Consider the following 24,828-nt stretch of genomic DNA (forward strand, 5'->3'; position numbering starts at 1 on the left):
TTTGGAGGTACTATGAAACATACTTATTTTTATGATACTTTACAGTGGACTGCAGAGGGAACCTATTATGATGAAGAAGAAAAATCCTTCCCGCTTCACGGGGAGGTCAGTATCCTTCACAGTGAATCGGAATGGAGTCTGACCGGATTTCTGGAGGTGCGTTTTACTGGCGAACCGGTTCGTTTTACAAACGATTATGTTATCAAAGATACAGACAAGCAGAACACTTTGTCGTGGGAGTCTTTCAATCCGGCGCTGGGAACTCTGAAGGGAACCTTTGAAATCGTCGGAGACAGTATCATTTCATTTTACCAGTCGGAGGACGGTGTCTATATGGGGACGGAGACTTTGACGCAGGCTGCGGAGAAAAAATACTATAATGCAGGCGTATCTTTTTGCAGAGGGCAGAAGATGTCTTCTTGGACGGCAATTATTACAGCAGATGACCAAGGGAGGTAATCAATGGCGACAGCAAATATCAAAGTGACTTTCCAGGCGGAACTGGAAAAGGTTTGGGAAGTCGTGACAGATTTGACAAATTATCAGTGGAGAAGCGATCTGGCAAAAATCGAGGTTTCAGAAGACGGAAAATCATTCATAGAGTACACCAAAGATGGCTTTGCGACGACTTTTACCATTACGGCTTTTGAACCGGGGAAACGCTATGAGTTTGACATGGAGAACCAGAACATGAAGGGTCATTGGACAGGCCTGTTCAATGTGACGCCGGATGGCACGGAAATCGACTTTACAGAGGATGTCACGGCGAAGAAGGCTCTGATGAAGCCTTTTGTAGGAGCTTACCTGAAAAAACAGCAGAAACAGTATGTGGAAGATTTGAAGGGATTTCTAGAATGATTGAGATTTTGTTCGGGGAAAGTGAAGCCGGCGGCGTGACCATCGCCAGAGCTATGCAGAAGCCGGGAAGTGCGGACCAGGTGGTGGAGCTCTCTTTTGATTTGGACGTGGGCGATATCAGCGGAAATCTTCTGGGTGAGGCGCGAAAGAGCCAGTGTCTGAAGAAATACAGCCCAGGAAGATGGAGAGACTGCGATACTGTTGAACAACAGAAGCAGAAGTGGAATTCTCTGCAAAAGCAGGTATCACGGTTCAAGGCTTATGCGGCCAAGGGCGAAGCCATGCGGATCTGGTATTCAGATGCGCCTTACGCTGTATGCGGCCTCTACCAGGTGTGCTCCATGCTGAAGGATTGCGACTGCCCGATATCGGTTGTCAAGCTGCCGGAGTATCAGCTTAAAAATGAAAACAGCATCGTGGTTCATCAAAGCTGGGGCGAGGTGGGCCATATGGATATACTGGACTTTACAAAGGATGAGAAGCCGCTCAGCAGGATGGAGGTGCGGTATTACGCAGATCTTTGGGAAGAATTGGTGAAGGAGAACGCTCCGCTGAGAGCCGTGGTCAACGGCAGGCTGGTCAGCGTGCCTGCAGATTTCTATGATTTTATGGTGGAAGGCGGGATTGAGGAACGGCCTTTCAAAGAATGCAAGCTGATCGGACACGCCTTGGATTATCAGATGGGTGTTTCTGACGATTTGTTCCTGGAAAGCGCGCAGCGTTTGATTGACGACGGCAGGCTGGTCGTGGTGGACGATGAGGATATCGAGTGGGACGGTGAACGTCTGCTGCGGCGGGCTGAGGACATGGTCAGCTGCTGTGGCCTGGACTGCCTGGAATGCGAGGCTTACGACAAAACCTGCCGGGGATGCGACAGAACTGAGGGCAAGCCTTTCTGGCTGAAAGGCACAGGTGATAAGACCTGCAGGATCTACCACTGCTGTGTGGAACGGAAATCCTTCAGACACTGCGGCGAATGCGTACTTCACAAGTATATCAAAACGGAACATCCGGAGGAGCCGTTCATGGCATCCTGCGATCGTTACGCCAGTAGCGGCCCCGAAATGTCCGAAGAAGAAAAAGAGCAGCGCCTTGCGAAACAGCTTACGCATCTTGAAAAGCTATTGCATCAATAATATTTTGCAATCATGACATACAGATGTCGTGTATTTTGGCGTAGGATATTCCCATAATAATGAACATGGAGGTGTAAGATGGCTTTTGATTACAAGAAGGAATATAAGGAATTTTACATGCCGCCCAAGAAGCCGACCATTGTAGAGGTGCCAGAAATGAATTTTCTGGCGGTGCGGGGCTGTGGCAATCCCAATGAAGAGGGCGGTGCCTATCAGGCGGCAGTAGGTTTGCTTTATGCGGTTGCCTACACGATTAAAATGAGCTACAAAGGAGAACACAAGATTGACGGATTCTTCGAATATGTGGTGCCGCCTCTGGAAGGATTTTGGTGGCAGAAGGATGTGCGAGGCGTGGACTACAGCAATAAAGACAGCTTTCAGTGGATTTCCGTCATCCGGCTGCCGGATTTTGTGAGCCGGGAGGATTTCGACTGGGCGGTCAGAACAGCGGAGGCGAAGAAAAAGCTGAACCTCGCCAGTGTGGAATACTTCACTTACAAAGAGGGACTTGCTGTCCAGTGCATGCATATCGGTCCTTACGACGATGAGCCTGAGACTGTGGCTGCCATGGAGGCTTTTGCCGAGTCCGAAGGATATGAGAATGATATCAGAGATGAGCGCTATCATCACGAGATTTATCTCAGTGATCCGAGAAAATGTGATCCCGCTAAGATGAAAACGGTAGTGCGCCATCCGATCAAAAAGAAGGCCGTAAGATGAACATAGAGGAAGTAGTAAAGATCTTATACAGTAAGAATTCCAAAGAGGCCTACGCGGCATTGAAGGTGCTGCTGAACGTGAGTGCACAATCTGATGAACTCTACCCCTATTTTGACCAGTTCGTCGCTATGAGCGAGGATGCTGACTTCTACATCAGGACCAGAGGATTACTGCTCATCGCTGCCAACGCCAGGTGGGATGAAGACAACAAGATTGACGAGTGCATCGACCAGCTGTTAAAACATATTTTGGACGAAAAACCGATCACTTCCCGGCAGTTCATCAAAGTTCTGCCGGAAATTGCTGTATATAAGCCGGATTTGGCGGCGGACATCAAAGAGGCGCTGCGCCTGGCAGATACTGAAATCTATGCGGACAGCATGCAGCCTTTGGTATATAAGGATATCCAGGCGGCCTTGAAGAAAATCACCTGACGACCTCTCTTTATCCGATTGCTGGGGGAGAGGCATTCTCGCAGAAAGACTGCTATACTTTGATCATGAACGGAGGTGACGAGGATGGAATTATTAGAAAACTGGAATAGGGCAATCTCGTATTTGGAAGACCATTTGGAGGATCAAGTGGATATGGAAGAAGCGGCGGCTTTGGCCTGCTGCTCGCTCTATCACTTTCAAAGAATGTTTTCCTATATGACGGACATTACGGTAAGCGAATATATTCGCCGCAGAAAGATGTCTATGGCAGCGGCAGAGCTGCAGTCAGGACAAGTGAAAGTCCTGGATCTGGCTCTGAAGTATGGTTATGAATCACCAACTGCTTTTAACCGTGCTTTTAAGAACATACACGGTATTGCACCGTCCCAGGCTAGGCGCGAAGGCGTCGTTCTGAAAACCTATCCTCCGATCAGTTTCAAAATAACGATCAAAGGAGAATATGAGATGAACTACAAAATTGTAACAAAAGAGGCCTTTCGCGTTGTAGGTAAGAAAACCCACTTCACTGGAGGTATCGACGAGTCTTTCGAGAAAATACCGGGAATCTGGATGCAGGCTGGCAAAGACCAGACCATTTCCCAGTTATGCGAAATGATGAATCCGGAGATTCCCGGGATCATGGGAATCTGTACTTCTGCCAGGGATGAGGAGTTTGACTATTATATCGGTGTCGCTTCTAAGGCGCCGGCGCCTGCAGGCATGGAAGAACTGCAGATTGAAGCAGGAAACTGGGCGGTCTTTCAATGTATCGGCGCTATGCCCGATTCGATTCAGAATCTGCAGAAACGTATTATAACGGAGTGGCTGCCTGGGGCGGGATATGAATACGTCAACGCGCCGGATATAGAAGTGTATTTTGAAGGGGACCAGAGCAGTGCAGACTATGTTTGCGAAGTCTGGATGCCAGTGGTTAAGAAATAGTGAATGGACGAAGGGAGGGCATGTTCGCAAGAGACATGTCCTTCTGCACTATGATGATTTTATGTTGAGTTCGCTATAATTAAAAAACGATGGATTTAACCCTTGACCTGTACCTTGGGTACAGGTCTATACTTGATTCAGCAAGGAGAGGAGACAGTCTATGAGAATAAATGAAGTGACGAGAGAAACCGGTCTCAGCAGACGGGCGGTCAAGTATTATGAAGAGGAAGGCCTTTTAACAGTAAAAAAAGATCAAAACGGTTATAGAAACTACAGCATCGAAAATCTTAAAATCCTAAAAGAGATTTCCGTATATCGCAAGCTGGGCATTGGCATCAAAGAAATTAAGGTTCTCTTGCAGGACGAGGATAAAGGGATTCTTCGGCAGGTTTACGAAGAGAAACGAAAGCAGTTGGGCGAAAATCAGCGGGAATTAGAGGCATTGGCTGCCTATATAGAAAACGAGAATATTGAAGTTCTTTCACAGCAGCTGGAGTATGAGACCATTGCCGACGCTCTCAGAGACATGATCCCGGGTGCATACGGCTACTATTTTATGTATCATTTCCTGCCCTATCTGCAGATTAAAATCACGACACCGGCACAAAGAGAGGCCTACGAGGCAATCGTCGGTTTTTTTGACGGTTTAGAGATCAAAATTCCCTTTCTCTTGAAGGTCGTTAGCTTCCTATCCTGCAAATTATCAAAGCAGGATGCAGAAACTATGACAAAGAGAATGGATGCCCAGATAAAGCGATATATTGATTTAGCAGATGAGGACTATGCGAAGCTGAGGGAGCAGGTACGAAAAAACGTAAAAAAGAAAAACTCACTATTCTATAGATATTATCCTGCATTTGCATCACAGCGGAAGTTTATGAAGCGATTGCAGGACTGCGGATATAACGATATTTTCATTCCCAATATGGTGAAATTATCTCCCTCCTACAAAGTCTACCACGATGCTTTAACTCAGGTAAACGACAGGATTTGTGCGGACCTGGGCCTGTACTACGACTCGGACTATCATCTGGTTATGAAGAGATAAAGACGAGAAAAACTCCATCCAGCCAAGTGGCTTGACGGAGTTTTTCTTTATATATAAATTAGCGATGGGCTATTGTTGTTGAATCAGGTCGATGAGATCCGGCAGACTGCTCATATTGTCGATGACATAATCTGCACCGCAGTCCTGATAGATTTTGGTAACCTGGTCATGACAGGCGCGCTTTTCCTCTGGGGACAGCACATTGTATTCTGCTTCTGACAGCGCCATGACGGAGCTGCCTTCAATTACTCCAATCGAAAGCAAGCCTGCGTTTTTGCCTTCTTTGATATCGGCAGTGGTATCGCCGACTTTGATAGCAGCGGAGACGCTGCTGATTCGAAGCGCTTCTAAATTTTTAAAGATCATGAAAGGATAAGGTCGCCCCATCTTATTCACAGAATCTGGAGAGAACCAGGCGTCAGGACGATATCCCTGTCTTTCTGCTTCCGGCACGACGATGCGCATCATTTCGTCAGTATAGCCAGTTGTAGAGCCAATCTGAATGCCTCGTTCCCGCAGTGTCTTTACGGCTTCCAGCACATACGGCTTTGGCTGAGCAAAATCATGAAGAATCTCCATAATACCGCTTTCACTTTTTTGGTAGACAGCGTCTACATCCTCGCGCGTCCATTGCCGGCCGTGAGAGATGGCCCAGGCTTTCTGAATACGGGGCATCTGCATCATGGTGTGGATGTGGTTCCATTTGAGCATGCCCATAGGGGCGCGCACCTCGTCTACTGTCGGTGTGATGCCGAATTCCTCAAAGGCTTTGATAAAGGCCTGGACCGGGGCAAAGGAACCGAAGTCAACAGTGGTTCCAGCCCAGTCAAAGATGACTGCTTCTATTTTTTTCATTATTTATCCTCCATATAGTCTGCAAAGATTTTGCAGAGCTTTTCGATGTCGTCGATATAAATTTCTCCAATATTGCCGATGCGGAAGGTATCCGCGTCAGTTACTTTACCCGGGTAGATGGCGTAACCGCGGTCTTTGACGTAAGCGTACATTTCTTCAAAAGAGAAATTGTGGTGTTCCGGAAAACAAAAACTGGTGATGATCGGGCTTTGGTGAGTGCTGTCAATGTAAGTATGAAACCCTAGCCGGGCCAATTCCTGTATGAGCATTTTATTATTGGATCTGTAACGCTGCTCTCTAGCCCGTATGCCGCCTTCTGCTTCTAGCTCTTCAAGGGCTTTGGCAAAAGCTAAAACCACATGGGTAGGGGAGGTGAAACGCCACTTCCCGTCTTTTTCCATGGCTTTCCACTGGTCATAGAGATCCAGAGAAAGACTTCTCGCTTTTCCCTCGCAAGAGGCCAGTGCTTCTTTTTTTGCTATGATAAAGGAGAAGCCTGGGACGCCTTGTACGCATTTGTTTGCGGAGCTGATGAGAAAGTCAATGCCGAGGTCAGCTACTGGAATGTCGATGCCGCCAAAACTGGACATGGCGTCAACAATATAGGTTTTGCCGGCTGTTTTTACGACTTTGGCGACGGCGGCAATGTCGTTGAGAATACCGGAAGTAGTTTCGCAATGTACCATGGATACGTGGGTAATCGCCGGATCGACGGCGAGGATTTCTGCGATTTTATTGCTGTCAGGGGTCTCGTCATAGCTACAGTTGTACAATTGATGAGACAAGCCTGCGCGATGGGCAATTTCTGCCATTCTCTGACCATATGCGCCGTTGGCGATAATCAATAATTTGTCCTGTGCACTTACGGCGCTGGTCAATACAGATTCAACGCCGAAAGTGCCGCTGCCCTGCATGAGGACGGCTGTATATTCCTCAGGCGATACATGGGCCAATTTAAGGAGTGTTTTGCGAATAGACTGGGTAATCTGTTTGTAATCGTCATCCCAGGTACAGTGGTCCACCAGCATTTCTTTTTTTACGGTTTCTGTCGTGGTCAGGGGACCAGGGGTTAACAGCTTATATGTAATCATTTTTTTCATTCCTCTCTACTTCCATTGTTGTTATTTTGCTAGTGCTTCTTTAGCGGCTTCGGACAGAGCCTGGTGTTTTTCTAACAGTTCTACTGTCAGTGGCTCTTTAAACTCCTTGGAATTCTTTGATACCGCGTTGTCGTCTGCTTTTTCGCCGTTATACAGTGGGACTGGGTAGTATTCCATCAGTTTGCTGCGGCCGTTTTCAATGATGCATCTGACCATCTCCATGGCCAGTTTATTGGTATCCTCACCCTTGTCAATGATGCCAATACCCTCGGTTAGGGTATAGTTTCCTTCCGTCGGATCTACGAAGTCCACTGGCAGGCCTTCTTCTTTATCAGCCACTGCCTGATGACGAAGGCCAAAGCCGATGGCGACCTCGCCTGCGCGCACTTTTTTAATTGGACCGGATCCGGACTGTTCCATGTGAGCGCCTGCGTTAGTATAGATATCTTCCAGAATTTTTTGCGCTTCCTTTTCCCCATAAGCGTCTACCAAAGCCTGCACCATAAGCCAGGCAGTGGAAGAGCCTTCTATATCGACTACAGAAATGAAGCCTTTGTAAACTGGCTTTGCCAAGTCTTTTAATGACTTTGGTGTCGGAAGATTGTTTTCTTTCATCACTTCTGTGTTGAGAAGAATCGCTCCTTGGTTGGCAAGAAACGGCGCATAATAGGAGGGAACCTCTTTGATTGTGTCCACGTCAAACTCTAAATCCTGAAACATGGAGTTTTGCTCCTGAGCGCTGTCCATATAATAAGAACTCATCGTGACGATGTCTGCTTCAATGTCTGTACCTTCTGCCAGAAGCTTACCTCCAAGTTCAGAAGTGCCAAAACTCTGAAAGATAAACTTTCCTTCATAACCGTTGTCGTTAAGGGTATCAGTCATAGCAGCCACCGCCTCGTCGTCTGCATTGGAGTAGATGACCACCTGAGAGGCCTCTTTGGAGCCGCAGCCTGTGAACACGGTGAAACAGAGGGCGAGTACAGCGGCAAAGCAGGCAACTGCTTTGAACTTACGAGTAGATTTTCTTTTAAACATGATTTTGTTATCCTTTCTTTTTTGCTTCTATTTTGATGTATGCTAATAGCTTAAATAAGCCTTTTGCGATAATGTTGGTTGCCAAAATCAAAATGGAGAGAACGAAAATTTCGTTGAAATCGGCAAAATGCTGCAGTTCTTTGATCTTTGTGGTGATGACCATGGTGCGGGCGCCGGCGATGAAGATGACTGCACTGACGGTGACCATGGCGTTGATGAAATAGTAATTAAAAACTTCCAGCAGAGTAGTGAAGGTGTTGGGCGTAATAATCCTGACTACCGTCTTAAACCAGCTGTCGCCCATGAGCTTGGCCGTACTTTCCCAAGAGGCATTCAATTTTTCCAGGCTGTTTTTCATCATCAAATAGGGGGATGAAAAGAAGTGAACGATGTTACATATAATGATGATGAAAAACGTGTTTTGTATCTGTGTGCCCTTAAATGCCAGCAGAAAAGCTACTCCCAGCACCATGCCTGGGATGGTGTTGGTGACAAGGGCGACACTGTCCAGTATTTTTCCAAGGGAGTGACTGAATCTGCTTCTCGCAGAAATCAGAGTCGCTCCGTAAACGACCAAGGTGCCCAAGGCTGCTGTAAGAATGGCCGCCAGCAGAGAGTTTTGGTAGACTCCGATCAGGCTCTCGTCACCGAGGGCCACCTTGATATGATCTAAGGTCGGTGTCAGCGCATATGGCCAGCTTTTGGCAAATGGTACGATAAAAATAACTGCCAGTATTAAAAGCACTGTCACCAGTATGAGAAGGGAAAGCCCTGTAAAGACACTGTCCCTTGCTCTATTTTTAGGAATCTCAATCGTTGAGATTTTACTATATCTAATATTGTACCGCTCTAAAAAGGTGAGCAGCAAAATGCTGATGATGGACGGCAGCAGCATCATGACGGCCACAGCAGACCCTGTATGAAAATTAGGCAGACTGCCCAGCATTTCGTTATAGAGCATGTTGGCGATCAAGTCCATGTTTCCTCCTACAGATGTGGGGATTCCATAATCCGTGAAACTGAGAAAGAAGGACTGGATGAATGAGGCTGCAAAGGTTCCAAGAAGCGGCGTTATGACTGTCGTCATAAAGGAACGGAACCGGTTATCGCCCATAGCGCGGGATACGATCATAAATTTCTTGTCGATATATCCCATGGTATTGTTGATCAGCATAAATGAAATCGGCAGGGTGTAGATCACATATCCGATCAAAAGCCCGCTGTATCCATAGATTTCAAAGGGCTGTTTGCCCAGCAGCATGGTAATCAGTCCTTGCTTGCCAAAAGAATAGATGATGGCGAAGCCGTATGTAATGGTGGGCAGAAACATGGGCAAAACCGCCAAGGCGGCAATGCTCTTTTTGATTCTTTTATGGATGTTGGTGTAGTTAACGGCATAGGCCAAGATGAAAGCAAGGATTGTCGTAAGAACGCCGCTGAGAGACGATACGACGATGCTGTTGGTCAGCGCTTTTCCAAACCCGGGCTTTGCAAAAATTTCTCCATAAAAATTTGTGGTCATTTCCTGGCCGCTGCTGAGGGACTGGATGGCAATCATCAACATGGGAAACAGAAGAAATATCACAAAAATAATTGCCAATAGGAGGAAAATAAACTTCAACTCCAGCGTGCCTTGTCTTTGCTTAGCCATTGACTGCCCCTCCTCCTGCAGCTTGGAATCCCTGGTTGAATAAGGCGAGGATATTGTTTCTCTTGATTTCCAACTGTTTTAAGATGAAGCTTTTTACGAAGTCATCTTTTGGACTTTGGATGATTTCCTGGGGCTCTGCATATTGCAGTATGCTGCCGTTGTTGATAATCATGACTTTATCAGAGAGGCTCAGCGCTTCTTCCGGATCGTGGGTGACGATGATGGTGGTCAGATTGAACTCTTTTGCTATGGTCTTAATTTTTTCCTTTATGGATTCTTTGATGACGCCGTCCAGGGCGCTGAGGGGTTCGTCTAAGAGGAGAATCTTCGGTTTCATCACCAGGGTTCTTGCTAAAGCCACGCGCTGCTTCTGCCCGCCTGACAGCTGCTCTATTTTTTTGTCCAGGTGTTCCGCAAGCCCCAGTAAACTGATCAGCTCTCTGACTTCCTCGTCCGTGGAAATGGCGGGCTTGTTGCGCAGACCATAAGTGATGTTCTGATAAGCGTTCAGGTTTGGAAACAGTGCATAGTCCTGGAAGACGATATTGAAACCTCGTTCTTCCATAGATACTTTCGTAATATCTTTTCCGTCAAAAAGTATCTGCCCGCAGTCGCAGTCGGTGATGCCGAGGATGACATTCAGCAAAGTTGTTTTTCCGCTGCCTGAGGAACCCAGGATGGAAACAATTTCTCCCTCCTGGATATCCAGGTTGACGTCTTTTAAAATAACGGTCCCATCGTAAGATTTTTTTATGTTTTTTAATGTCAGCATGTATCTATCTCCTATCTTCAAATTCTGGCTCAGTATAGCATGCCAATGTTAAATCATCCTCCATAAAATGGTTAAAGGTTTGTAAAACTCTACGGTGGGTGGATTGCCCGGCATGCTTATTTGGGATATACTAAAGCAGATGGGAGGTGAATATATGAATTATGAAAAAGTAGGCAGCGTGATTTATCAGCTGCGCAAAGAGGCAGCTATGACGCAGCAGGAACTCGCAGACAAGCTCTTTATCAGCAATAAAGCCATTTCAAAGTGGGAGAGAGGGCAGGGCTGTCCAGACGTGTCGCTGCTCAGAAGCCTCTCAGAAATATTTGGCGTAAACATAGAGAAAATACTGGCAGGAGATCTGGCTCCTAACAGTGCAGATGGAGGGAATATGAAGAGAGCAAAATTTTATGTCTGTCCCATGTGCGGAAATATCCTGACAGCCACTGGCGACGCGGAAATTTCCTGCTGCGGCAGGCGCCTGGAACCACTTGTGAGCAGGCCAGCAGATGCAGAACATCAACTTCACGTTGAGGTAATCGAAGACGATTACTACATTACCTTTGCACACGAGATGAGCAAAGACCATTTTCTGAATTTCTTTACCTATTTGGACTATGACCGAGTGACTTTGATCAGATTGTATCCAGAGCAGGGCGGCGAAGTGCGCTTTCCAAAGCGAGGCAGAGGAAAACTTCTGTTCGGCTGCAGTAAAGACGGCTTGTTCAGTTGGAAGCTGTAAGAACAGGGCTTTGCAGGACCCGGCAGTGGTGTTACGCATATGCTTTGCTGCCGCTTGGTTCTGCTTAACGAAAAGCAGGGAATAGCCAAATTCTGCGTAACAGGACCCCGAACTGCAAAGGGAGTGTTACGCATATGCCTTGCTGCCGCCCAATTCTGCTTAACCAGAAGCGGGGAATAGCCAAATTCTGCGTAACAGGACCCCGAACTGCAAAGGGAGTGTTACGCATATGCTTTGCTGCCGCCCGGTTCTGCTTAACCAGAAGCGGGGAATAGCCAAATTCTGCGTAACAGGACCCCGAACTGCGAAGGGAGTGTTACGCATGCGCTTTGCTGCTGCTTGGTTCTGCTTAACGAAAAGCTGGGAACAGGCTCATTCTGCGTAACAGGACCCCGAACTGCGAAGGGAGTGTTACGCATGCGCTTTGCTGCTGCTTGGTTCTGCTTAACGAAAAGCTGGGAACAGGCTCATTCTGCGTAACGAAAAAGCGAAGCGGCATAAGCCACTTCGCTATAAAGTTCAGTTTGTGTTATTTGCAGTAGCAGGCGATTGCTCTTGCGGCAAATTCTGCGGTGCCGTTACCGCCCATCTTGTCGATGTTGTCCTTGAAGCGCTGATCAGCAGTGTACATTTGGCCGAGACCGGCCAGAACTTCTTTATCACAGGCGTAATAGAACTGGCTGATGAGATCTTGCAGTTTTTTTACTGCCATCTGTGCATCCGGACTTTCTGGCGGCAGTTCTTTCAGCTTGCCGAACTCAGCGAAGACAGATGTTATCTGTTCATTTGCCATGTTCCAATCCTCCTTTGTATAATTCTTCGTTTTTCTGGCGCTCTCCTGATATGCGGCGGAGTCGCCCCAGCGTTCCTTTGCTTCTTTTGCGTATTCGTCTAACTTTGACGTATCAAAAGGTTTAAAATCCATTTTATTTACTCCATTCTTCTTGATTTCAAGGGCGAGGTTGATAAGCCCCGAAAGATGCTCCTGCTGCAGTCTCAGCATCTGAATTTGTTGGTCGAGGGCTTCTTCTTTGTTAAAATCCGGACTGTCTATGATGTCTTTGATTTCTTTCAGCGGAAACTCCAGCTGACGGAACAGCAAAATCTGCTGCAGTCGCTCAAGGGATGCTTGGCCGTACAGCCTGTAACCAGCTTCACTGACTTGGTCAGGATGAAGCAGTCCTATTTGGTCGTAATAATGCAGTGTGCGCACACTGATTCCGCTTAATTTACTTACTTCGTTTACTGTCATCATTTATATCAAACCTCCTCTTGATAAGTATATCATATAGGATGACGTTGCGTTAGGGTCAAGCGTTTTTTACCGATTTAGGAAAAATTTCTATTTTAAGTACTTCCTTTTTTTAAAATTTGTGGTACAATATTATTCGTTGGCGGGGTATGGCGCAGTTGGTAGCGCGCTGCGTTCGGGACGCAGAGGCCGTGAGTTCGAGTCTCACTACTCCGACCAAAAACTGAGAGGTGCATAGCGCCTCTCAGTTTTTTTATGAAATAGAGACTCGAACTCGAAAGAGCGCGAGCGTGAGGTGAGATGGTTCAGTGAACCATCGAATAGGGAGCGGTGCGAATCGACCGAAAGGGGAGATGAAGCGCGGCGGATGCGAAGCATACGCATAAGTCTCACTACTCCGACCAAAAACAGAGAGGAGCAAAGCGCCCAATGTCATTAAGTTAGTGGAAAGTAAAAAAAGACTTCATACTAAAAAAAGTATGGGGTCTTTTTTTCTTTAGGCTATTGACAAACCTCGCAAAATGTGCGGCCGCTTTTACCAGCAAAGAAACGATGGTAAAAGCGGCCCTTGTAATTAGTAGATCATTCAAATCAAACAAAATTACAAGGAGGTTGCATTATGAAAATCGATAGTATTTACCAGAAAATCGGGTCTTGCATCAAACAAATTGCCGCAAGCAAAGAAAACCATGTGCATTGTCCTGCAAAGGACTTTACCCGCAGCAGAAAAATTTCTTTTTCTGACTGTATGATGTCCGTTGTCTGTATGCACGGCGGAACCCTCTTCTCTGAGATTTTGGAATATTTTCCCCGTAATATGGATGTGCCCACTGTGTCTGCATATTTGCAGCAACGGGCAAAGATTAAGCAAAGTGCTTTCGAGGAACTGTTTAACGCCACCATAACCCTGCATCAGGAGGCAAAATCTTATCGGGGGTACAGGCTTTTAGCCGCTGACGGAAGTGATGTGCAAATCCCTACAAATCCTAATGATACGGACACATTTTTCCCCGGCACCAATGGGCAGAAACCATATAACCTTGTCCATCTTAATGCCCTTTACGATATTTTATCCAATACTTATCAGGACGCCGTGGTACAGGACAGACTCAAATTTGCCGAACATGAAGCGTTGAATCAAATGGTGGACCGCTCTCGGATAACGCGGGCCATTTTAACTGCAGACCGTGGATATGAGTCCTACAATATAATGGCACATCTGCAGGAAAAGCGCTGGCTCTACCTGATACGGGTGCGGGACATCGATAAAGGCGGAATCATCAGCAGACTTGATCTTCCTGGCGATGAAGAATTTGATCTCGATATCGATCTGCAGATGACAAGGAAAGCCTCGAAGAAGACGAAAGAACTTTTTGAGGATAGAAATCATTATCGGTATATACCGCCTAATTCAAGACTGGATTATCTTCCCCTACGCTCAGAATATACCCAGGATGCCGCTTTTTACCGGATTCCTTTTAGGGTGGTGAGATTTAAAATTACACATGGCCAATACGAAACCGTAGTAACAAACCTCTCGGCAAGTGTATTTCCAGCATTGGAACTGAAAAAGCTTTATGCTATGCGCTGGGGAATTGAAACCTCATTTAGAACATTGAAATACAATGTGGGGATGATTTACTTCCATTCTGTCAGAAAAGACCTGGTGCTGCAGGAACTTTTTTCAAGATTGGCTTTTTTCAATATTGTGGCGGTTGTATCAGAAGGACTTTGCAGCACGCACTCAAGCAGGAAATATCCATATAAGGTCAATGCGGCAAAAGCGGTCCTAATATGCAGAAAGCTATTCCTAAATCAGATTTCCCCACATTCCGCTTATCGGTTATTGTTAAAATCCGTAATACCAATACGGAAAGACCGCAGCTTTGAGAGAAAATCACATTCAAGAATAGCAATCAACTTCATTTACAGGATATCATAAATCCGGGCATCTGCATACTGGTTTTTCTGCCATCTGTGTGGCTTTTTTGGCATGCCGTAAAACGAGTATGCGGATTTGATTTTGCTAAAGTAAAAAGACCCCATACTTTTTTTAGTATGAAGCCTTTTTTTACTTTCCACTAACTTAATGACATTGTGCAAAGCACCTCTCAGTTTTTTTATGAAATAGAGACTCGAACTCGAAAGAGCGCGAGCAACATAAATGCAAGGCGGCGATACAGTCCAATGCGCTTATATTTATAACCTAGGGAATATCATCTGATGGGCGAATTTCCGTATGTTTCATCGTTCGATTTGCTAACGCTCCTTTCGCTGTCCGATTCGCCTAGCCAACTAAAGCTGAGGTGAAAAGGCAAAGAACGTACCTTACAAAGCGTCGTCCCTTGTGGGCGATATGAGTGCATACTCCTTCGTTATGCACTCGTTTTTTATTCTCTGATTATTTCTTTGCATGTGCGGATCAGTTTTAAGAGCTTCGATAATTCTTCTTCTGTGCAGTCAGCCACAATATAATTCATCTCGGAGTGAAAGACCCTTCTACTATTACCTGCACTTTCCTGTACGAGATAGTCGATAGAAAAATCAAGGGCGTTAGCAAGCTTTGCAGCCGTATCTAACGATAATCCTTTGTGGCCATTTTCGACTTTAGATAAGTGTGGAACAGATAGGTTGACAATTTCGGCAAGTTGTTCTTGTGTTAGACCCAATTTAAGACGACTTTCTTTAATACGCTGACCCATAATTTTAAGATTTATATCGTACTGCATCTATCCACCTCTTTTTAATATTATTGTATCTACAAAGCAAATGTATTATAATAATCTTACAATTAAGATATTTAATTGTTTGGACAAGTGAAAGAGCGAAATATAAGTAAAAGGAAAATGTCCCCTTTGTTTTATATGACAATATTCTTGACTGCACGCAGTAATTCGACTAGTTTAACGGCATCCTCATTTGAACAGTCATTTAGAATATTTACTATTTCATGGATATTAACGCTTTTCGTAGCTTTTAGATTGCCTTGTAACAGCCAGTCTGTCGATACTTCCAAAGTGTTTGAAATATCTATTAGCGATTGTATACTCAATTTTGTGCGTCCGTTCTCTATGCAGCTGATGTGTGTTGTGGATAAGTTAGTTTTTTCTGCTAACTCCTCTTGTGTCATTTCCTGATTCTTACGAGCTATTTTTACTCTTTCACCTATTAATCTATAATCTAATTCCATATTTATTTACTCCTAACCAGTTATTACAATTATTGTAACAATTTGGTGCGCTTTTTATAACAAAATGAATAGGGAATTAGTACGTATACAGTTTATAAAAGAGGTGAAACGATGAACGACGACGATTATGACAAATTAATAAAACAGCGGATTGGTGAAGCTTTAAGGAACCAGTCGAGAAAAGAAAAGCTTGATATAAAGCTATTGGAGAAATGGGTTGAAGAAGATAGGAATCGGCGCAGGCCAATCAATCGAATGAAAAAGCAGATGAGAAGGGCGGTACAGGCCATAAATAAAACATTGCATCAGATAACCCGATATTGTATGATGATATCAAAGAGAAAAGGAGATTGAACATGAAGAGAAAAGGATTGATCTTGTTCTTGGCAATTACCCTTACAACGGTATTCATGCCGGCTGAAGCCATGCAGATATACGGGGCTAGTGCAATCAATTATAATTCCTCCGATGCGCTTTCGTACGCAAAAAATCATTGGAATGATGGAAAAGGGGACTGTGTCGCATTTGTGAGAAAATGTGTGGAATCTGGTGGAATTCCAAGAGACAACAACCGAGGCTATAACTATACTGCCAAACAGTACAAGGACTATCTGGTCAAGAAAGGTTATGCTGTTGTTTATAAACTTCAAACGGCTGTTTATTATGACGACTATTACGGGATAAAAGCAGATGACAATAAAGGAAAAATTGCTGCTGGAGATATAATTCTCTATCGATGTAATAATAAGAAATGTCCGAAGCCGGATTTTCATCTTTCAATCTGCAATGGAGCCAAGGGGACTGCCCAGGGCAAGTATCCCGGATGGATGACCTGCTATGCCCATAATACGGCGGTCAATAATAAAGTAGCCTGTAAAATTAGATGCAGCAAATGTGGAGCCAGTAAAAATTCTATCTCTCTATATGCGATCCACTTTAAATCCAGTGAAAACGGTTATAGCGTTTACAATGGAAAAGTACTCGGTGTCAAAGCAAAAGAGTCCTCTGATAAAAGCATAACTGTCAGTTGGAAGAAGCTATCGACAGCCAGCGGCTATAAGGTTTATAGAGCGACGAGCAAGTCCGGCACTTATTCCTACATCGCATCCACTACGAAGACGAAGTATACTGATACTGTGAAAATAGCTGGAAAAAAGTATTATTATAAGATAAAACCATATAAAAAAGTAAACGGTCTGGAAAATCTGGGGAAATATAGTGCTGTCGTTTTTGCTAGAAGCAAATGATATTTTTGATTTATCTCACATGATATATTGATACTTTTCTGATAACATTGTATAATATAGCTAATAAGTTGTATCTGTTGATATAAAAAAGAGGTACATATGAACAGTAATTTTGCAAAACTAGGACTCAGAGAAGATGCAACAAAAGAACAGGTGAAGCAGGCCTATGAGCTGAGACTTCGCAAATATAAATCGTCGGACTATGATGATGACCCTGATTATGTCAGAAAAAAGATTGCAGAGTTGAAGACTGCTTATAATGCCGCTTATAGTGTGGCGGGCAACAATCGTACAGCGGACCATTCTGACGACTACGAACGGAAAGAATTTAAACCGAGACGCTACGAGCCGGAGAAGTACGATCACGATAAATTTGAGCGAGACAGAGACCGGGCCGCTAGACAGGGAGAAGAACGTCGTTTTAAAACGCCGGATGTATCCAAATTGAGAGACAAGATGGACACCCTGAAAAGCACTGTATCAGAAAACGTAGGCGGTTTTGTCGAGGATATTCGCAAGGCTTCTGAGCAGCGAGATGGGGAGCCGGAAGAAAGGCGTGAGACATCTGCCAGGGCTACCGCCAATGTACGCAGGCTTAACGACAACCAAAGTGGCAGGATCATAGAACCGACACCACAGCCTGTCCATACGCCGAGACTGGATGACAGCGGATCTGGAGGGATTATACAAACGCCGACTGGAGCAGATAAACCGGTTTACGACGGAAGCAGTTCAAGTGCAAAAGGCGGATCAGTGGCAGGGATGATTATTGCACTTTTAATCGGCGTGGTAATCATGTTTGCCAGTATGTGCGATGACGGAGGCGACGATTATAATTATGACGATTATGATGATTCCTCCTATAGCTTTACATATAACAACGACGGCGATGAGAATATTTATAACACCGCAATAGACGTCAACAATCTGCTCTATGCACAGAGTTCTGCAGACTCCTATAGCTCTGATGGATACACCGAAGAGGAAATCAAAAAAGCGGCTGATCGTTTTGCCAAGAACTATTTGAAAATGGACGATATAACATCTGTAACGTCATACCTCTACGATAATTACGAAGAATATGCCACGGATACCAGTGAATCTTATGAAGAACAGATAACACAGGTTTTGGCGTTTTATGGCTTTATGGATGTATATGAAGCAGAAGGAACTCTTAGCCCGTATACCCATAAACCGATTACCGATTTACTGGCCTACATAAAGTATATCAATAAATATTATCGGGAGAACGGCCTCGCAAACGAAGGTGAGGAATTATAAAGACAAGAATGAACAGCAGAGCTTTACACTCTGCTGTTTTTTTAATTCATAGGAAATTGCATTTTTACTATTTCCTATGAATTAAAAAGTGGGATGTGCAGAGGGGAATGCCCTCGCCGCCCTAAGGAGGGCGCTCAGCCTGCAAAGCAGGTGCAGAAAGGAACCTAGCCATTTTTTTATCCAAAGTCCTTGACTTTTTATTAATATGATCTATAATGAAACATATGTTTTAAAACGATAGTTTTATATAGCGAGGAGGATTCTGATGCCGCCAAAAGCAAAATTTACAAGAGAAGAAATCGTTTCTGCCGCCCTTGAAATCACCAGGGCTGGCGGAATAAGCGCTGTCACTGCCAGAGCAGTCGGCAGCAAACTGGACAGCTCTGCCAGACCGATTTTTACCGTATTTCAGAACATGGAGGAAGTCCAGTTAGAAGTATCTAACGCTGCGAAGCAGCTTTACAATGAATACGTCGGGCTGGGTCTGCAACGGGAACCTGCCTTTAAAAATGTAGGAATGCAGTACATCCGTTTTGCCATAGAAGAACCGAAGCTTTTTCAGCTCTTATTCATGTCAGAACAGAAAGCGCATCCTCGCTTGTCCAATGTGCTGTCTTTAATCGACCAGAATTATCAAAGCATTTACCTGTCCATTCAGAAGGGATACGACGTGAATCAACAGACCGCAGAGAGGTTATACCGCCATCTGTGGATTTACACACACGGAATCGCTTCTCTCTGTGCAACAAAGGTGTGCGAATTCAGCGAGTCAGAGATGAACGATATGCTGACAGAAGTTTTTGCCAGCCTTTTACAGCGCGTAAAACAGGAGGGCAATCATGATTGAAATTCATAATATCACAAAATACTATGGCAGCAACGAAAACAAGTTTCAAGTTCTGAAAGGGCTTTCACTAGATATCAGAGAAAAGGACTTCGTGGTAATTTTGGGAGCCTCCGGTTCTGGCAAATCCACGCTGCTGAATATCATTTCCGGCCTTGAACGGCCCGACGAAGGGACAGTATGCCATGATGGGACAGATATTACAAAGCTGACCGACGGCCAATTGACCCAGTTTCGCAAGGAAAACGTCGGTTTCATCTTTCAACAGTATTATCTGCTTGCTGACATGAACGTCGATAAGAATGTAAAAATGGGCGCAGACTTAGCGGGCAATGGCGAATATCGGCAGATTATAGAAGCTGTCGGCCTTGGCGATCAGATTAACAAAATGCCGGGCGAACTCAGCGGAGGTGAACAGCAGCGGGTATCTGTGGCCAGAGCGCTGGCGAAAAGACCGAAAGTGCTGTTTCTCGACGAGCCTACCGGCGCTTTGGATGAGGAAACCGGCCGCTTGGTGCTGGATTATATTTGCAGACTGCAGGAAGCGTATCACTTCACCATCGTCATGGTGACACATAATTTAAACATTGCAGAGATGGCTAAGACTGTCATGAAAATGAACAGTGGTAAAATTACAGATATTTATGAGAACAAAACGCAGAAAACTGCGTATGAGATCGGGTGGTGATGAAATGATAATCGGAATCAAGGACGCGGCGAAGCTGATTGGCATTTTCATCATATCCTGTTGCGCAGTCTTTGTCTGCACACTTTTTCTGAACTTTAATTTAGATATTGTCAGCATAAAAGCTGCTCTCACTGCTGGCCCTATGACCATGTTCTACGACGCGCAGGTATCTACCGGCAAAGTGATCAGTGCCATCAGCGGAGGATGCTTGCTGATTACTTCGATTGTCATGCTGTTTTTCTATATCAAGCATTATACCGATGCCCACGGAAAAGAGCTGGGGATTTTAAAAGCGTTGGGTTACTCGGACATGAAGATAGCAAAGGGATTCTGGGTATTTGGCAGCAGCATCTTTTTAGGGACCGCGGTTGGATTCAGCACCTCATTTATGCTGATGCCAACCTTTTATGAAGTCATGAATGAAGATCATATACTTCCCAGGATTTCAGTGCATTTTCATCCTATACTGGCTTTCTGTCTAGTTGTCTTGCCGACAATCCTCTTTTCTATGCTTTCCGTCCTTTATGCAAAACACAAGGTGAAAAGACCGGCGCTGGGATTGATGCAGGGGACGTCAGCTTTAAAAACTAAGAAACGCCGTAATAAAGTCAAGGATAGGGATCGTTCTTTTTTATGGGAACTGAGACACTCTATCGTTAGAAGCCGTATATCACTGGCTTTCTTTATCGGCTTTGCCTCTTTCTGCTATTCGGCAATGACACAGATGTCGTTCAGCATGAAGGACATTGCCAGTGAGATGTTCGCGATCATCGTGATTGTAATAGGACTGATACTTGCCTGCACGACGCTGTTTCTGGCCATCACCACAGTGGTCAGCGCCAACACGAAGACCATTGCCATGATGCGTTCGATGGGATATCCGCTGAGCCAGTGCAGCAGTGCGATTCTGGGCGGATATCGGCCCATAGCCTATATTGGCGTCATATTAGGAACAGTATATCAGTATGTGTTGCTGAAAACCATGATATCTGCCGTCTATCGTGATATCCAAAACGTGCCGGAATATCATTTTGACTACCAGGCTATGTGGATTTCTGTCGTCTCTTTTGTAATTATCTATGAAACGATCATGTATTGCTATTCGATCAAAATCGTAAATGTTCCAATTAAAGAAATTATGGCGGAATAAAAAAAAGAGTGCGTGACGGAACCAGAGGTTTACCATTGCACTCTTTTTTGCTGCACTATTTATTTTCTGCCTGTTTCATGATTTCTACACTGGCGCTTGCACCCAACCTGTCCGCACCTGCTTCGATCATCTTCCTCGCGGTTTCGTAATCACGGATACCTCCTGAGGCTTTGATTTTTAACAGGCTGCCTATAGTTTGTTTCATCAGCTGCACCGCTTCTGTCGTGGCACCTCCTCCGCAGAACCCAGTTGAGGTTTTGACAAAATGGGCGCCGCCTTCAGCAGCGAGTTGGCATCCTTTGACGATTTCTTCTGTCGTCAGAAGGCCTGTTTCCAAAATAACTTTTACGATAGAGCCGTATTCAGATGCAGCGTCGACGACTTTTTCAATGTCAGCCAGTACATAATCGTAATCCCCAGATTTTAATTTTCCGACATTGATGACCATATCGATTTCAGAAGCGCCAGCTTTACAGGCTTCTTCTGTTTCGAAGGCCTTCGTCTTGGTGGTACATGCTCCCAGCGGGAAACCGACGACTGCGGTAATTTCCACGTGGCAGCCAGCCAGTTCCTTTGCAGCCAGATTGACGTGACAGGAGTTGATACAAACAGAATAAAAGTCGTATTCTCTTGCTTCCTGACACAGCGTTTTGATTTGTCCATCAGTTGCGTCTGGCTTTAACAGAGTGTGATCAAAATATTTGTTTAATGCCATCATAAAATCCTCCCAATAACTTCTTTATCTCAACGCGATAATACAAATATCATAACATGACGAAACCTTTGAAAAAAGAATCAGAAGTCATGTTTCAACGATTCCTACCTCTCGGCAACGCCGGTAAGATTATGGAATCATTATAACATGACGAAACCTTTGAAAAAAGAATCAGAAGTCATGTTTCAACGATTCCTACCTCTCGGCAACGCTGATAAGATTATGGAATCATTATAACATGACGAAACCTTTAAAAAAAGAATCAGAAGTCATGTTTCAACGATTCCTACCTCTCGGCAACGCTGATAAGATTATGGAATCATTATAACATAAAATCCACTTGAATGGTACTGCAGAAAAACTTTGGTTCTTTTTTTAATTCTTGGATAAGCTAAACTTTGTCTTTTTGTTTTGACATTATGCGTATTTGAGCATATAATAATTAAGAAAATCCAGTGAATAGGAAATAAGAGGTATAGGATGGAAAAAACAGTTAAAATTATTGGAGTATCAAAATGGTTGTGTTTTCCTCTGGGCTTCATCATGTTCTTCTGCACACAGGGAAGCTTCGGCAATATCATTTCTGTGATACTGGCAGTCGTTGCGGCCGTCTCCTTTTGGGTAATGATGAGGAGCGAGCAGACTAGACTCATCGGTCAGACCATTGCGAAAGAAATCAAAGAGGCGATTTCAGAAACAGGAAATGTGGAAAGCTATATTGAGATTAAAAGACTGAAAAGCGGCATCATAGCCAGGGTTTATCTCATAAATGGAAGAGATAAAGTATCAGCCGTGCACAGAGCGATTACGAGAAGACTGGAAGAATGCACATTTAAAAAATATCTTTGGATTATGCAGTTGACTGACATGCCGGGCAAAGGAGCACTTAAGGAAACGCAGAGAATGCTCAACGATCAGCTGTTAGAAGAACTAATGAGTAAGCGCAAGGGAGACAAGGATTAAATGGATTTGATTTTCGGTTTCACTATTTTTATTGGAGCAATGATATTTTGTATCGCCAAGGGATACACGATGGTTATTGCTCTTTTTGTTGGCTTAATAGCCTTTATCATCGTGGGAATCCGCAAGGGATTCACCTTTAGAGAACTGATGAATATGGGAAAAGACGGACTGAAGGACGCCATCGTCGTAGTGGAAGTCATGTTCATCATCGGCTTTATCACAGCAGTGTGGAGGTCGGCGGGCACCATCACTTTTTTTGTCTATTATGGTATCAAAGTGATCACTCCCGGGTTGTTTTTGATTATCACCTTTGCCTTGAGCTGCCTGTTATCCTATGCCCTGGGCACGTCTTTCGGCGTAGCGGGCACTGTAGGGGTCATCTTTATCGCCTTGGCCCGCAGCGGGGGCGTTAACGAAGTAATTACGGCAGCGGTGGTCATGAGCGGCATCTACTTCGGCGATAGAAGTTCTCCCGTATCTTCCAGTGCAATTTTGGTGGCTGCCATCACGCATACGAATCTTTTGGATAACGTAAAAATGATGATGAAGACGGGAATTGTGCCACTGCTGCTCACCTTTGGCATTTACGCGGTATTCTCCTTCTATAATCCAATACATACAGTCGACCAAAGCTTTTTAAATACGCTGCAGAGTGAATTCAGTGTCTCTGTCTGGTGCATCGTGCCGGCAGTCTGTATGCTGGTTCTGCCCCTTCTGAAGGTCAAAGTCATCGACGCCATGCTGGCCAGTATCGCCAGCGGCATTTTGATCAGCATCTTTGTGCAGCACATGGAAATTTTACAGCTGATAAAGGCCATGTTTTGGGGCTATCAGTCAACTGGCAGTTTAGGTTCTATCATCAATGGAGGCGGGTTGGTATCCATGATTGAGGTGGTATTCATCGTCGCTCTCTCCAGCACCTATTCCGGCGTCTTTTCCGGAACCGACATGCTGGCGGTGCTGCAGGATAAAATAAAGCCGGTTATGGGAAAAGCAGGGCGTTTTGGCGGCATGATCGTGGTCACCATGGCGACCTTATGCATCTTTTGCAATCAGACTATTGCGTCCATGATGTGCAACGACATTATGAAGAAACCTTATGAAGAGTCTGGCGCTTCCAAAGAAGAGCTGGCTATGGATATTGAGAATTCCGTGATTCTCCTTGCGGGCATCGTACCTTGGGCTATCGCTTGTTCCGTGCCACTGGGTTTCATGCAGGTTGGCTTCCAAGCAGTTCCCCTCAGTTTTTACCTCTTCCTCGTACCGATTTGCTATGGGATACAGAAAAAAGTGGCAAATCCCTTTTCTTCTGAATAAAATAATGTGAAACATATTATTTATTGTGCAATCAGACTTAAACCAATCGAACTTCGCTTGACCGCTCGTTCTCTTGGAAGGTGATTGCATAAGGACTTCCCAGCAATTTCTTTCAGAAATTAGGGCAAGTCCATTAAGGAGGAGAACATGAATATTGCCATTGTTGGCAGCGGTACCATGGGCCGGATTGTACGGGACATGGCTCTGCAGAACCCGGGGATAGAGAAGGTCTGCAACATTGAGCCTGCCCTGGGGGAAACACTCTGGGATGTGGATCAGCCTGACATTGTCATAGATTTCAGCCATCCGGATGCGCTGGATGGAATCTGCAGCTATATTGCAGCTAAACAGGGACACGTAGGAATCGTTTTTGCGACTACGGGATTCTCAGAAGAAGATGAGGAAAAAATTAGAAAGCTGGCGGAAAAAGCGCCGGTCATCAGAAGCTATAATTTTTCATACGGCATCAATTCCCTGAAAAGAATTATTAACTTTACCGCGCCCCTCTTGAAAGATTGTTCAGATATTGAAATCGTAGAAAAGCACCATAACCAAAAGGCCGATTCGCCCAGCGGCACGGCTCTGATGCTAGCTGATGTGTGCGATCCATACCATGAAAGGGAACGAAAATGCGGACGCAAAGGAGAAGAAAAGAGGAAGAATGAGATTGGTATTCACAGCGTTCGCGGGGGTACCATATTTGGTGAACATACTGTTATTTTTGCACTGAAAGACGAAGTGATTGAAATCAAACATACGGCTTTCTCAAAGAAGATTTTTGCAAAAGGCGCCCTTGAAGCGGCCCTTTGGTTAAAGGAGAAAAAACCGGGTTTCTACCCTATTGAAGACGTCTTCTATTGACTAATTCCTAATTTTGTGGTAGAACAT

At 44.9% G+C, this 24,828-nt stretch carries 27 protein-coding genes and 1 tRNA gene; 19 read left to right on the forward strand and 9 right to left on the reverse strand.

Annotated elements, in window-relative coordinates; translation table 11 throughout:
* The first annotated feature begins 12 nt into the window (after positions 1–12).
* The 7 genes from BN6539_RS22150 (at position 13) to BN6539_RS16140 (ending at position 5,138) form a co-directional block, all read left to right on the forward strand.
* Positions 13–459 carry a hypothetical protein gene (locus BN6539_RS22150; protein WP_082907567.1) on the forward strand — a complete coding sequence of 149 codons (447 nt, stop codon included), beginning with the start codon at positions 13–15 and terminating at the stop codon, positions 457–459.
* A 3-nt stretch (positions 460–462) separates the two neighbouring features.
* Positions 463–858 (forward strand): SRPBCC family protein, encoded by a 396-nt coding sequence (locus BN6539_RS16115; protein ID WP_067540893.1) that lies wholly within the window; start codon positions 463–465, stop codon positions 856–858.
* Positions 855–1,994 (forward strand): DUF3658 domain-containing protein, encoded by a 1,140-nt coding sequence (locus tag BN6539_RS16120; RefSeq protein ID WP_067540897.1) that lies wholly within the window; start codon positions 855–857, stop codon positions 1,992–1,994. Before BN6539_RS16115 ends, BN6539_RS16120 begins: the two co-directional genes overlap by 4 nt.
* Before the next feature lie 78 nt (positions 1,995–2,072).
* Positions 2,073–2,714: a GyrI-like domain-containing protein gene (locus tag BN6539_RS16125; protein WP_067540899.1), complete on the forward strand. Its 642-nt coding sequence runs from the start codon at positions 2,073–2,075 to the stop codon at positions 2,712–2,714.
* Positions 2,711–3,148, forward strand: a complete 438-nt coding sequence (locus BN6539_RS16130; RefSeq protein WP_067540901.1) for a SufBD protein — start codon at positions 2,711–2,713, stop codon at positions 3,146–3,148. Before BN6539_RS16125 ends, BN6539_RS16130 begins: the two co-directional genes overlap by 4 nt.
* Before the next feature lie 84 nt (positions 3,149–3,232).
* Positions 3,233–4,090 carry an AraC family transcriptional regulator gene (locus BN6539_RS16135; RefSeq protein ID WP_067540903.1) on the forward strand — a complete coding sequence of 286 codons (858 nt, stop codon included), beginning with the start codon at positions 3,233–3,235 and terminating at the stop codon, positions 4,088–4,090.
* 160 nt (positions 4,091–4,250) lie between these two features.
* A complete protein-coding gene (locus tag BN6539_RS16140) occupies positions 4,251–5,138 on the forward strand; it encodes a MerR family transcriptional regulator (protein WP_067540905.1) in 888 nt (295 codons plus the stop codon).
* A gap of 69 nt (positions 5,139–5,207) precedes the next feature.
* Here BN6539_RS16140 and phnX read toward each other — a convergent pair whose 3' ends face one another.
* Genes phnX through BN6539_RS16165 form a run of 5 tightly spaced genes read right to left on the reverse strand, consistent with a single transcriptional unit; the run spans position 5,208 to position 10,554 of the window.
* The gene (gene phnX / locus BN6539_RS16145; protein ID WP_067540907.1) at positions 5,208–5,993 is read right to left on the reverse strand and encodes a phosphonoacetaldehyde hydrolase; all 786 of its coding nucleotides are present in this window, start codon (positions 5,991–5,993) and stop codon (positions 5,208–5,210) included.
* Positions 5,993–7,093 carry a 2-aminoethylphosphonate--pyruvate transaminase gene (phnW, locus tag BN6539_RS16150; protein WP_330385098.1) on the reverse strand — a complete coding sequence of 367 codons (1,101 nt, stop codon included), beginning with the start codon at positions 7,091–7,093 and terminating at the stop codon, positions 5,993–5,995. The genes phnX and phnW overlap by 1 nt, the downstream gene beginning before the upstream one ends.
* Before the next feature lie 21 nt (positions 7,094–7,114).
* Positions 7,115–8,131 carry an extracellular solute-binding protein gene (locus tag BN6539_RS16155; protein ID WP_082907568.1) on the reverse strand — a complete coding sequence of 339 codons (1,017 nt, stop codon included), beginning with the start codon at positions 8,129–8,131 and terminating at the stop codon, positions 7,115–7,117.
* Between the two features lie 7 nt (positions 8,132–8,138).
* Positions 8,139–9,782 (reverse strand): ABC transporter permease subunit, encoded by a 1,644-nt coding sequence (locus tag BN6539_RS16160; protein WP_067540909.1) that lies wholly within the window; start codon positions 9,780–9,782, stop codon positions 8,139–8,141.
* A complete protein-coding gene (locus tag BN6539_RS16165) occupies positions 9,775–10,554 on the reverse strand; it encodes an ABC transporter ATP-binding protein (RefSeq protein WP_067540911.1) in 780 nt (259 codons plus the stop codon). Before BN6539_RS16165 ends, BN6539_RS16160 begins: the two co-directional genes overlap by 8 nt.
* A 154-nt stretch (positions 10,555–10,708) precedes the next feature.
* Here BN6539_RS16165 and BN6539_RS16170 point away from each other — a divergent pair, with 154 nt between their 5' ends.
* On the forward strand, positions 10,709–11,293 hold the full coding sequence (locus BN6539_RS16170) for a helix-turn-helix domain-containing protein (RefSeq protein ID WP_067540913.1): 585 nt from the start codon (positions 10,709–10,711) through the stop codon (positions 11,291–11,293).
* A gap of 529 nt (positions 11,294–11,822) precedes the next feature.
* Here the strand turns inward: BN6539_RS16170 and BN6539_RS16175 are convergent.
* On the reverse strand, positions 11,823–12,548 hold the full coding sequence (locus BN6539_RS16175) for a MerR family transcriptional regulator (protein WP_067540915.1): 726 nt from the start codon (positions 12,546–12,548) through the stop codon (positions 11,823–11,825).
* Positions 12,549–12,688: 140 nt separating this feature from the next.
* Here BN6539_RS16175 and BN6539_RS16180 point away from each other — a divergent pair.
* Together BN6539_RS16180 and BN6539_RS16185 are read left to right on the forward strand one after the other, a co-directional pair.
* Positions 12,689–12,764, forward strand: a tRNA-Pro gene (locus BN6539_RS16180).
* Between the two features lie 400 nt (positions 12,765–13,164).
* Positions 13,165–14,487, forward strand: a complete 1,323-nt coding sequence (locus BN6539_RS16185; protein WP_067540917.1) for an IS4 family transposase — start codon at positions 13,165–13,167, stop codon at positions 14,485–14,487.
* Between the two features lie 448 nt (positions 14,488–14,935).
* Here the strand turns inward: BN6539_RS16185 and BN6539_RS16190 are convergent, their stop codons facing one another.
* Both BN6539_RS16190 and BN6539_RS16195 read right to left on the reverse strand, forming a co-directional pair.
* Entirely contained in the window at positions 14,936–15,274 is a 339-nt protein-coding gene (locus tag BN6539_RS16190; RefSeq protein ID WP_067540918.1) for a helix-turn-helix domain-containing protein, read from the reverse strand.
* A 131-nt stretch (positions 15,275–15,405) separates the two neighbouring features.
* Positions 15,406–15,735, reverse strand: a complete 330-nt coding sequence (locus tag BN6539_RS16195) for a helix-turn-helix domain-containing protein (RefSeq protein ID WP_067540920.1) — start codon at positions 15,733–15,735, stop codon at positions 15,406–15,408.
* Between the two features lie 111 nt (positions 15,736–15,846).
* Between BN6539_RS16195 and BN6539_RS16200 the strand changes: the two genes are divergently transcribed.
* The 6 genes from BN6539_RS16200 to BN6539_RS16225 all read left to right on the forward strand — a co-directional run bounded on the left by BN6539_RS16200 (position 15,847) and on the right by BN6539_RS16225 (position 20,945).
* Positions 15,847–16,089, forward strand: coding sequence for a hypothetical protein (locus BN6539_RS16200; protein ID WP_067540922.1), 243 nt, complete (start codon positions 15,847–15,849; stop codon positions 16,087–16,089).
* A gap of 2 nt (positions 16,090–16,091) precedes the next feature.
* Positions 16,092–16,982, forward strand: a complete 891-nt coding sequence (locus BN6539_RS16205) for a hypothetical protein (protein WP_067540924.1) — start codon at positions 16,092–16,094, stop codon at positions 16,980–16,982.
* 99 nt (positions 16,983–17,081) lie between these two features.
* Positions 17,082–18,263: a hypothetical protein gene (locus BN6539_RS16210; protein WP_067540926.1), complete on the forward strand. Its 1,182-nt coding sequence runs from the start codon at positions 17,082–17,084 to the stop codon at positions 18,261–18,263.
* 265 nt (positions 18,264–18,528) lie between these two features.
* Positions 18,529–19,110 (forward strand): TetR/AcrR family transcriptional regulator, encoded by a 582-nt coding sequence (locus tag BN6539_RS16215; protein ID WP_067540928.1) that lies wholly within the window; start codon positions 18,529–18,531, stop codon positions 19,108–19,110.
* The gene (locus BN6539_RS16220; RefSeq protein WP_067540930.1) at positions 19,103–19,795 is read left to right on the forward strand and encodes an ABC transporter ATP-binding protein; all 693 of its coding nucleotides are present in this window, start codon (positions 19,103–19,105) and stop codon (positions 19,793–19,795) included. Before BN6539_RS16215 ends, BN6539_RS16220 begins: the two co-directional genes overlap by 8 nt.
* 4 nt (positions 19,796–19,799) lie before the next feature.
* The gene (locus BN6539_RS16225) at positions 19,800–20,945 is read left to right on the forward strand and encodes an FtsX-like permease family protein (RefSeq protein ID WP_067540932.1); all 1,146 of its coding nucleotides are present in this window, start codon (positions 19,800–19,802) and stop codon (positions 20,943–20,945) included.
* Between the two features lie 55 nt (positions 20,946–21,000).
* Here the strand turns inward: BN6539_RS16225 and deoC are convergent, their stop codons facing one another.
* Positions 21,001–21,663 (reverse strand): deoxyribose-phosphate aldolase, encoded by a 663-nt coding sequence (deoC, locus tag BN6539_RS16230; protein ID WP_330385099.1) that lies wholly within the window; start codon positions 21,661–21,663, stop codon positions 21,001–21,003.
* Between the two features lie 477 nt (positions 21,664–22,140).
* On the opposite strand from deoC, the gene BN6539_RS16235 reads away from it, so the two are divergent.
* From BN6539_RS16235 to dapB, 3 genes are all read left to right on the forward strand, one after another.
* Positions 22,141–22,623 carry a hypothetical protein gene (locus BN6539_RS16235; RefSeq protein WP_067540934.1) on the forward strand — a complete coding sequence of 161 codons (483 nt, stop codon included), beginning with the start codon at positions 22,141–22,143 and terminating at the stop codon, positions 22,621–22,623.
* Positions 22,624–23,940, forward strand: a complete 1,317-nt coding sequence (locus tag BN6539_RS16240; protein ID WP_082907569.1) for a Na+/H+ antiporter NhaC family protein — start codon at positions 22,624–22,626, stop codon at positions 23,938–23,940.
* A 147-nt stretch (positions 23,941–24,087) separates the two neighbouring features.
* A complete protein-coding gene (gene dapB / locus BN6539_RS16245) occupies positions 24,088–24,801 on the forward strand; it encodes a 4-hydroxy-tetrahydrodipicolinate reductase (protein WP_067540936.1) in 714 nt (237 codons plus the stop codon).
* The last annotated feature ends 27 nt before the right edge of the window (positions 24,802–24,828 follow it).

The organism is Emergencia timonensis (genome assembly GCF_900086585.1).
GTDB classification, from domain to species: Bacteria; Bacillota; Clostridia; order Peptostreptococcales; family Anaerovoracaceae; genus Senimuribacter; species Senimuribacter timonensis.

Excerpts from the sequence above, each read along its gene's own strand:
- BN6539_RS16140 (WP_067540905.1), top strand. The coding sequence starts at position 4,251 with ATGAGAATAAATGAAGTGACGAGAGAAACCGGTCTCAGCAGACGGGCG.
- phnX (WP_067540907.1), bottom strand. The coding sequence starts at position 5,993 with ATGAAAAAAATAGAAGCAGTCATCTTTGACTGGGCTGGAACCACTGTT.
- BN6539_RS16185 (WP_067540917.1), top strand. The coding sequence starts at position 13,165 with ATGAAAATCGATAGTATTTACCAGAAAATCGGGTCTTGCATCAAACAA.
- BN6539_RS16155 (WP_082907568.1), bottom strand. The coding sequence starts at position 8,131 with ATGTTTAAAAGAAAATCTACTCGTAAGTTCAAAGCAGTTGCCTGCTTT.
- BN6539_RS16130 (WP_067540901.1), top strand. The coding sequence starts at position 2,711 with ATGAACATAGAGGAAGTAGTAAAGATCTTATACAGTAAGAATTCCAAA.
- BN6539_RS16125 (WP_067540899.1), top strand. The coding sequence starts at position 2,073 with ATGGCTTTTGATTACAAGAAGGAATATAAGGAATTTTACATGCCGCCC.
- BN6539_RS16195 (WP_067540920.1), bottom strand. The coding sequence starts at position 15,735 with ATGGAATTAGATTATAGATTAATAGGTGAAAGAGTAAAAATAGCTCGT.
- BN6539_RS16225 (WP_067540932.1), top strand. The coding sequence starts at position 19,800 with ATGATAATCGGAATCAAGGACGCGGCGAAGCTGATTGGCATTTTCATC.
- dapB (WP_067540936.1), top strand. The coding sequence starts at position 24,088 with ATGAATATTGCCATTGTTGGCAGCGGTACCATGGGCCGGATTGTACGG.
- BN6539_RS16210 (WP_067540926.1), top strand. The coding sequence starts at position 17,082 with ATGAACAGTAATTTTGCAAAACTAGGACTCAGAGAAGATGCAACAAAA.
- BN6539_RS16200 (WP_067540922.1), top strand. The coding sequence starts at position 15,847 with ATGAACGACGACGATTATGACAAATTAATAAAACAGCGGATTGGTGAA.
- BN6539_RS16240 (WP_082907569.1), top strand. The coding sequence starts at position 22,624 with ATGGATTTGATTTTCGGTTTCACTATTTTTATTGGAGCAATGATATTT.
- BN6539_RS22150 (WP_082907567.1), top strand. The coding sequence starts at position 13 with ATGAAACATACTTATTTTTATGATACTTTACAGTGGACTGCAGAGGGA.
- BN6539_RS16190 (WP_067540918.1), bottom strand. The coding sequence starts at position 15,274 with ATGCAGTACGATATAAATCTTAAAATTATGGGTCAGCGTATTAAAGAA.
- BN6539_RS16215 (WP_067540928.1), top strand. The coding sequence starts at position 18,529 with ATGCCGCCAAAAGCAAAATTTACAAGAGAAGAAATCGTTTCTGCCGCC.
- BN6539_RS16120 (WP_067540897.1), top strand. The coding sequence starts at position 855 with ATGATTGAGATTTTGTTCGGGGAAAGTGAAGCCGGCGGCGTGACCATC.
- BN6539_RS16235 (WP_067540934.1), top strand. The coding sequence starts at position 22,141 with ATGGAAAAAACAGTTAAAATTATTGGAGTATCAAAATGGTTGTGTTTT.
- BN6539_RS16170 (WP_067540913.1), top strand. The coding sequence starts at position 10,709 with ATGAATTATGAAAAAGTAGGCAGCGTGATTTATCAGCTGCGCAAAGAG.
- BN6539_RS16175 (WP_067540915.1), bottom strand. The coding sequence starts at position 12,548 with ATGATGACAGTAAACGAAGTAAGTAAATTAAGCGGAATCAGTGTGCGC.
- BN6539_RS16160 (WP_067540909.1), bottom strand. The coding sequence starts at position 9,782 with ATGGCTAAGCAAAGACAAGGCACGCTGGAGTTGAAGTTTATTTTCCTC.
- BN6539_RS16220 (WP_067540930.1), top strand. The coding sequence starts at position 19,103 with ATGATTGAAATTCATAATATCACAAAATACTATGGCAGCAACGAAAAC.
- BN6539_RS16165 (WP_067540911.1), bottom strand. The coding sequence starts at position 10,554 with ATGCTGACATTAAAAAACATAAAAAAATCTTACGATGGGACCGTTATT.
- BN6539_RS16115 (WP_067540893.1), top strand. The coding sequence starts at position 463 with ATGGCGACAGCAAATATCAAAGTGACTTTCCAGGCGGAACTGGAAAAG.
- BN6539_RS16135 (WP_067540903.1), top strand. The coding sequence starts at position 3,233 with ATGGAATTATTAGAAAACTGGAATAGGGCAATCTCGTATTTGGAAGAC.
- deoC (WP_330385099.1), bottom strand. The coding sequence starts at position 21,663 with ATGATGGCATTAAACAAATATTTTGATCACACTCTGTTAAAGCCAGAC.
- BN6539_RS16205 (WP_067540924.1), top strand. The coding sequence starts at position 16,092 with ATGAAGAGAAAAGGATTGATCTTGTTCTTGGCAATTACCCTTACAACG.
- phnW (WP_330385098.1), bottom strand. The coding sequence starts at position 7,093 with ATGAAAAAAATGATTACATATAAGCTGTTAACCCCTGGTCCCCTGACC.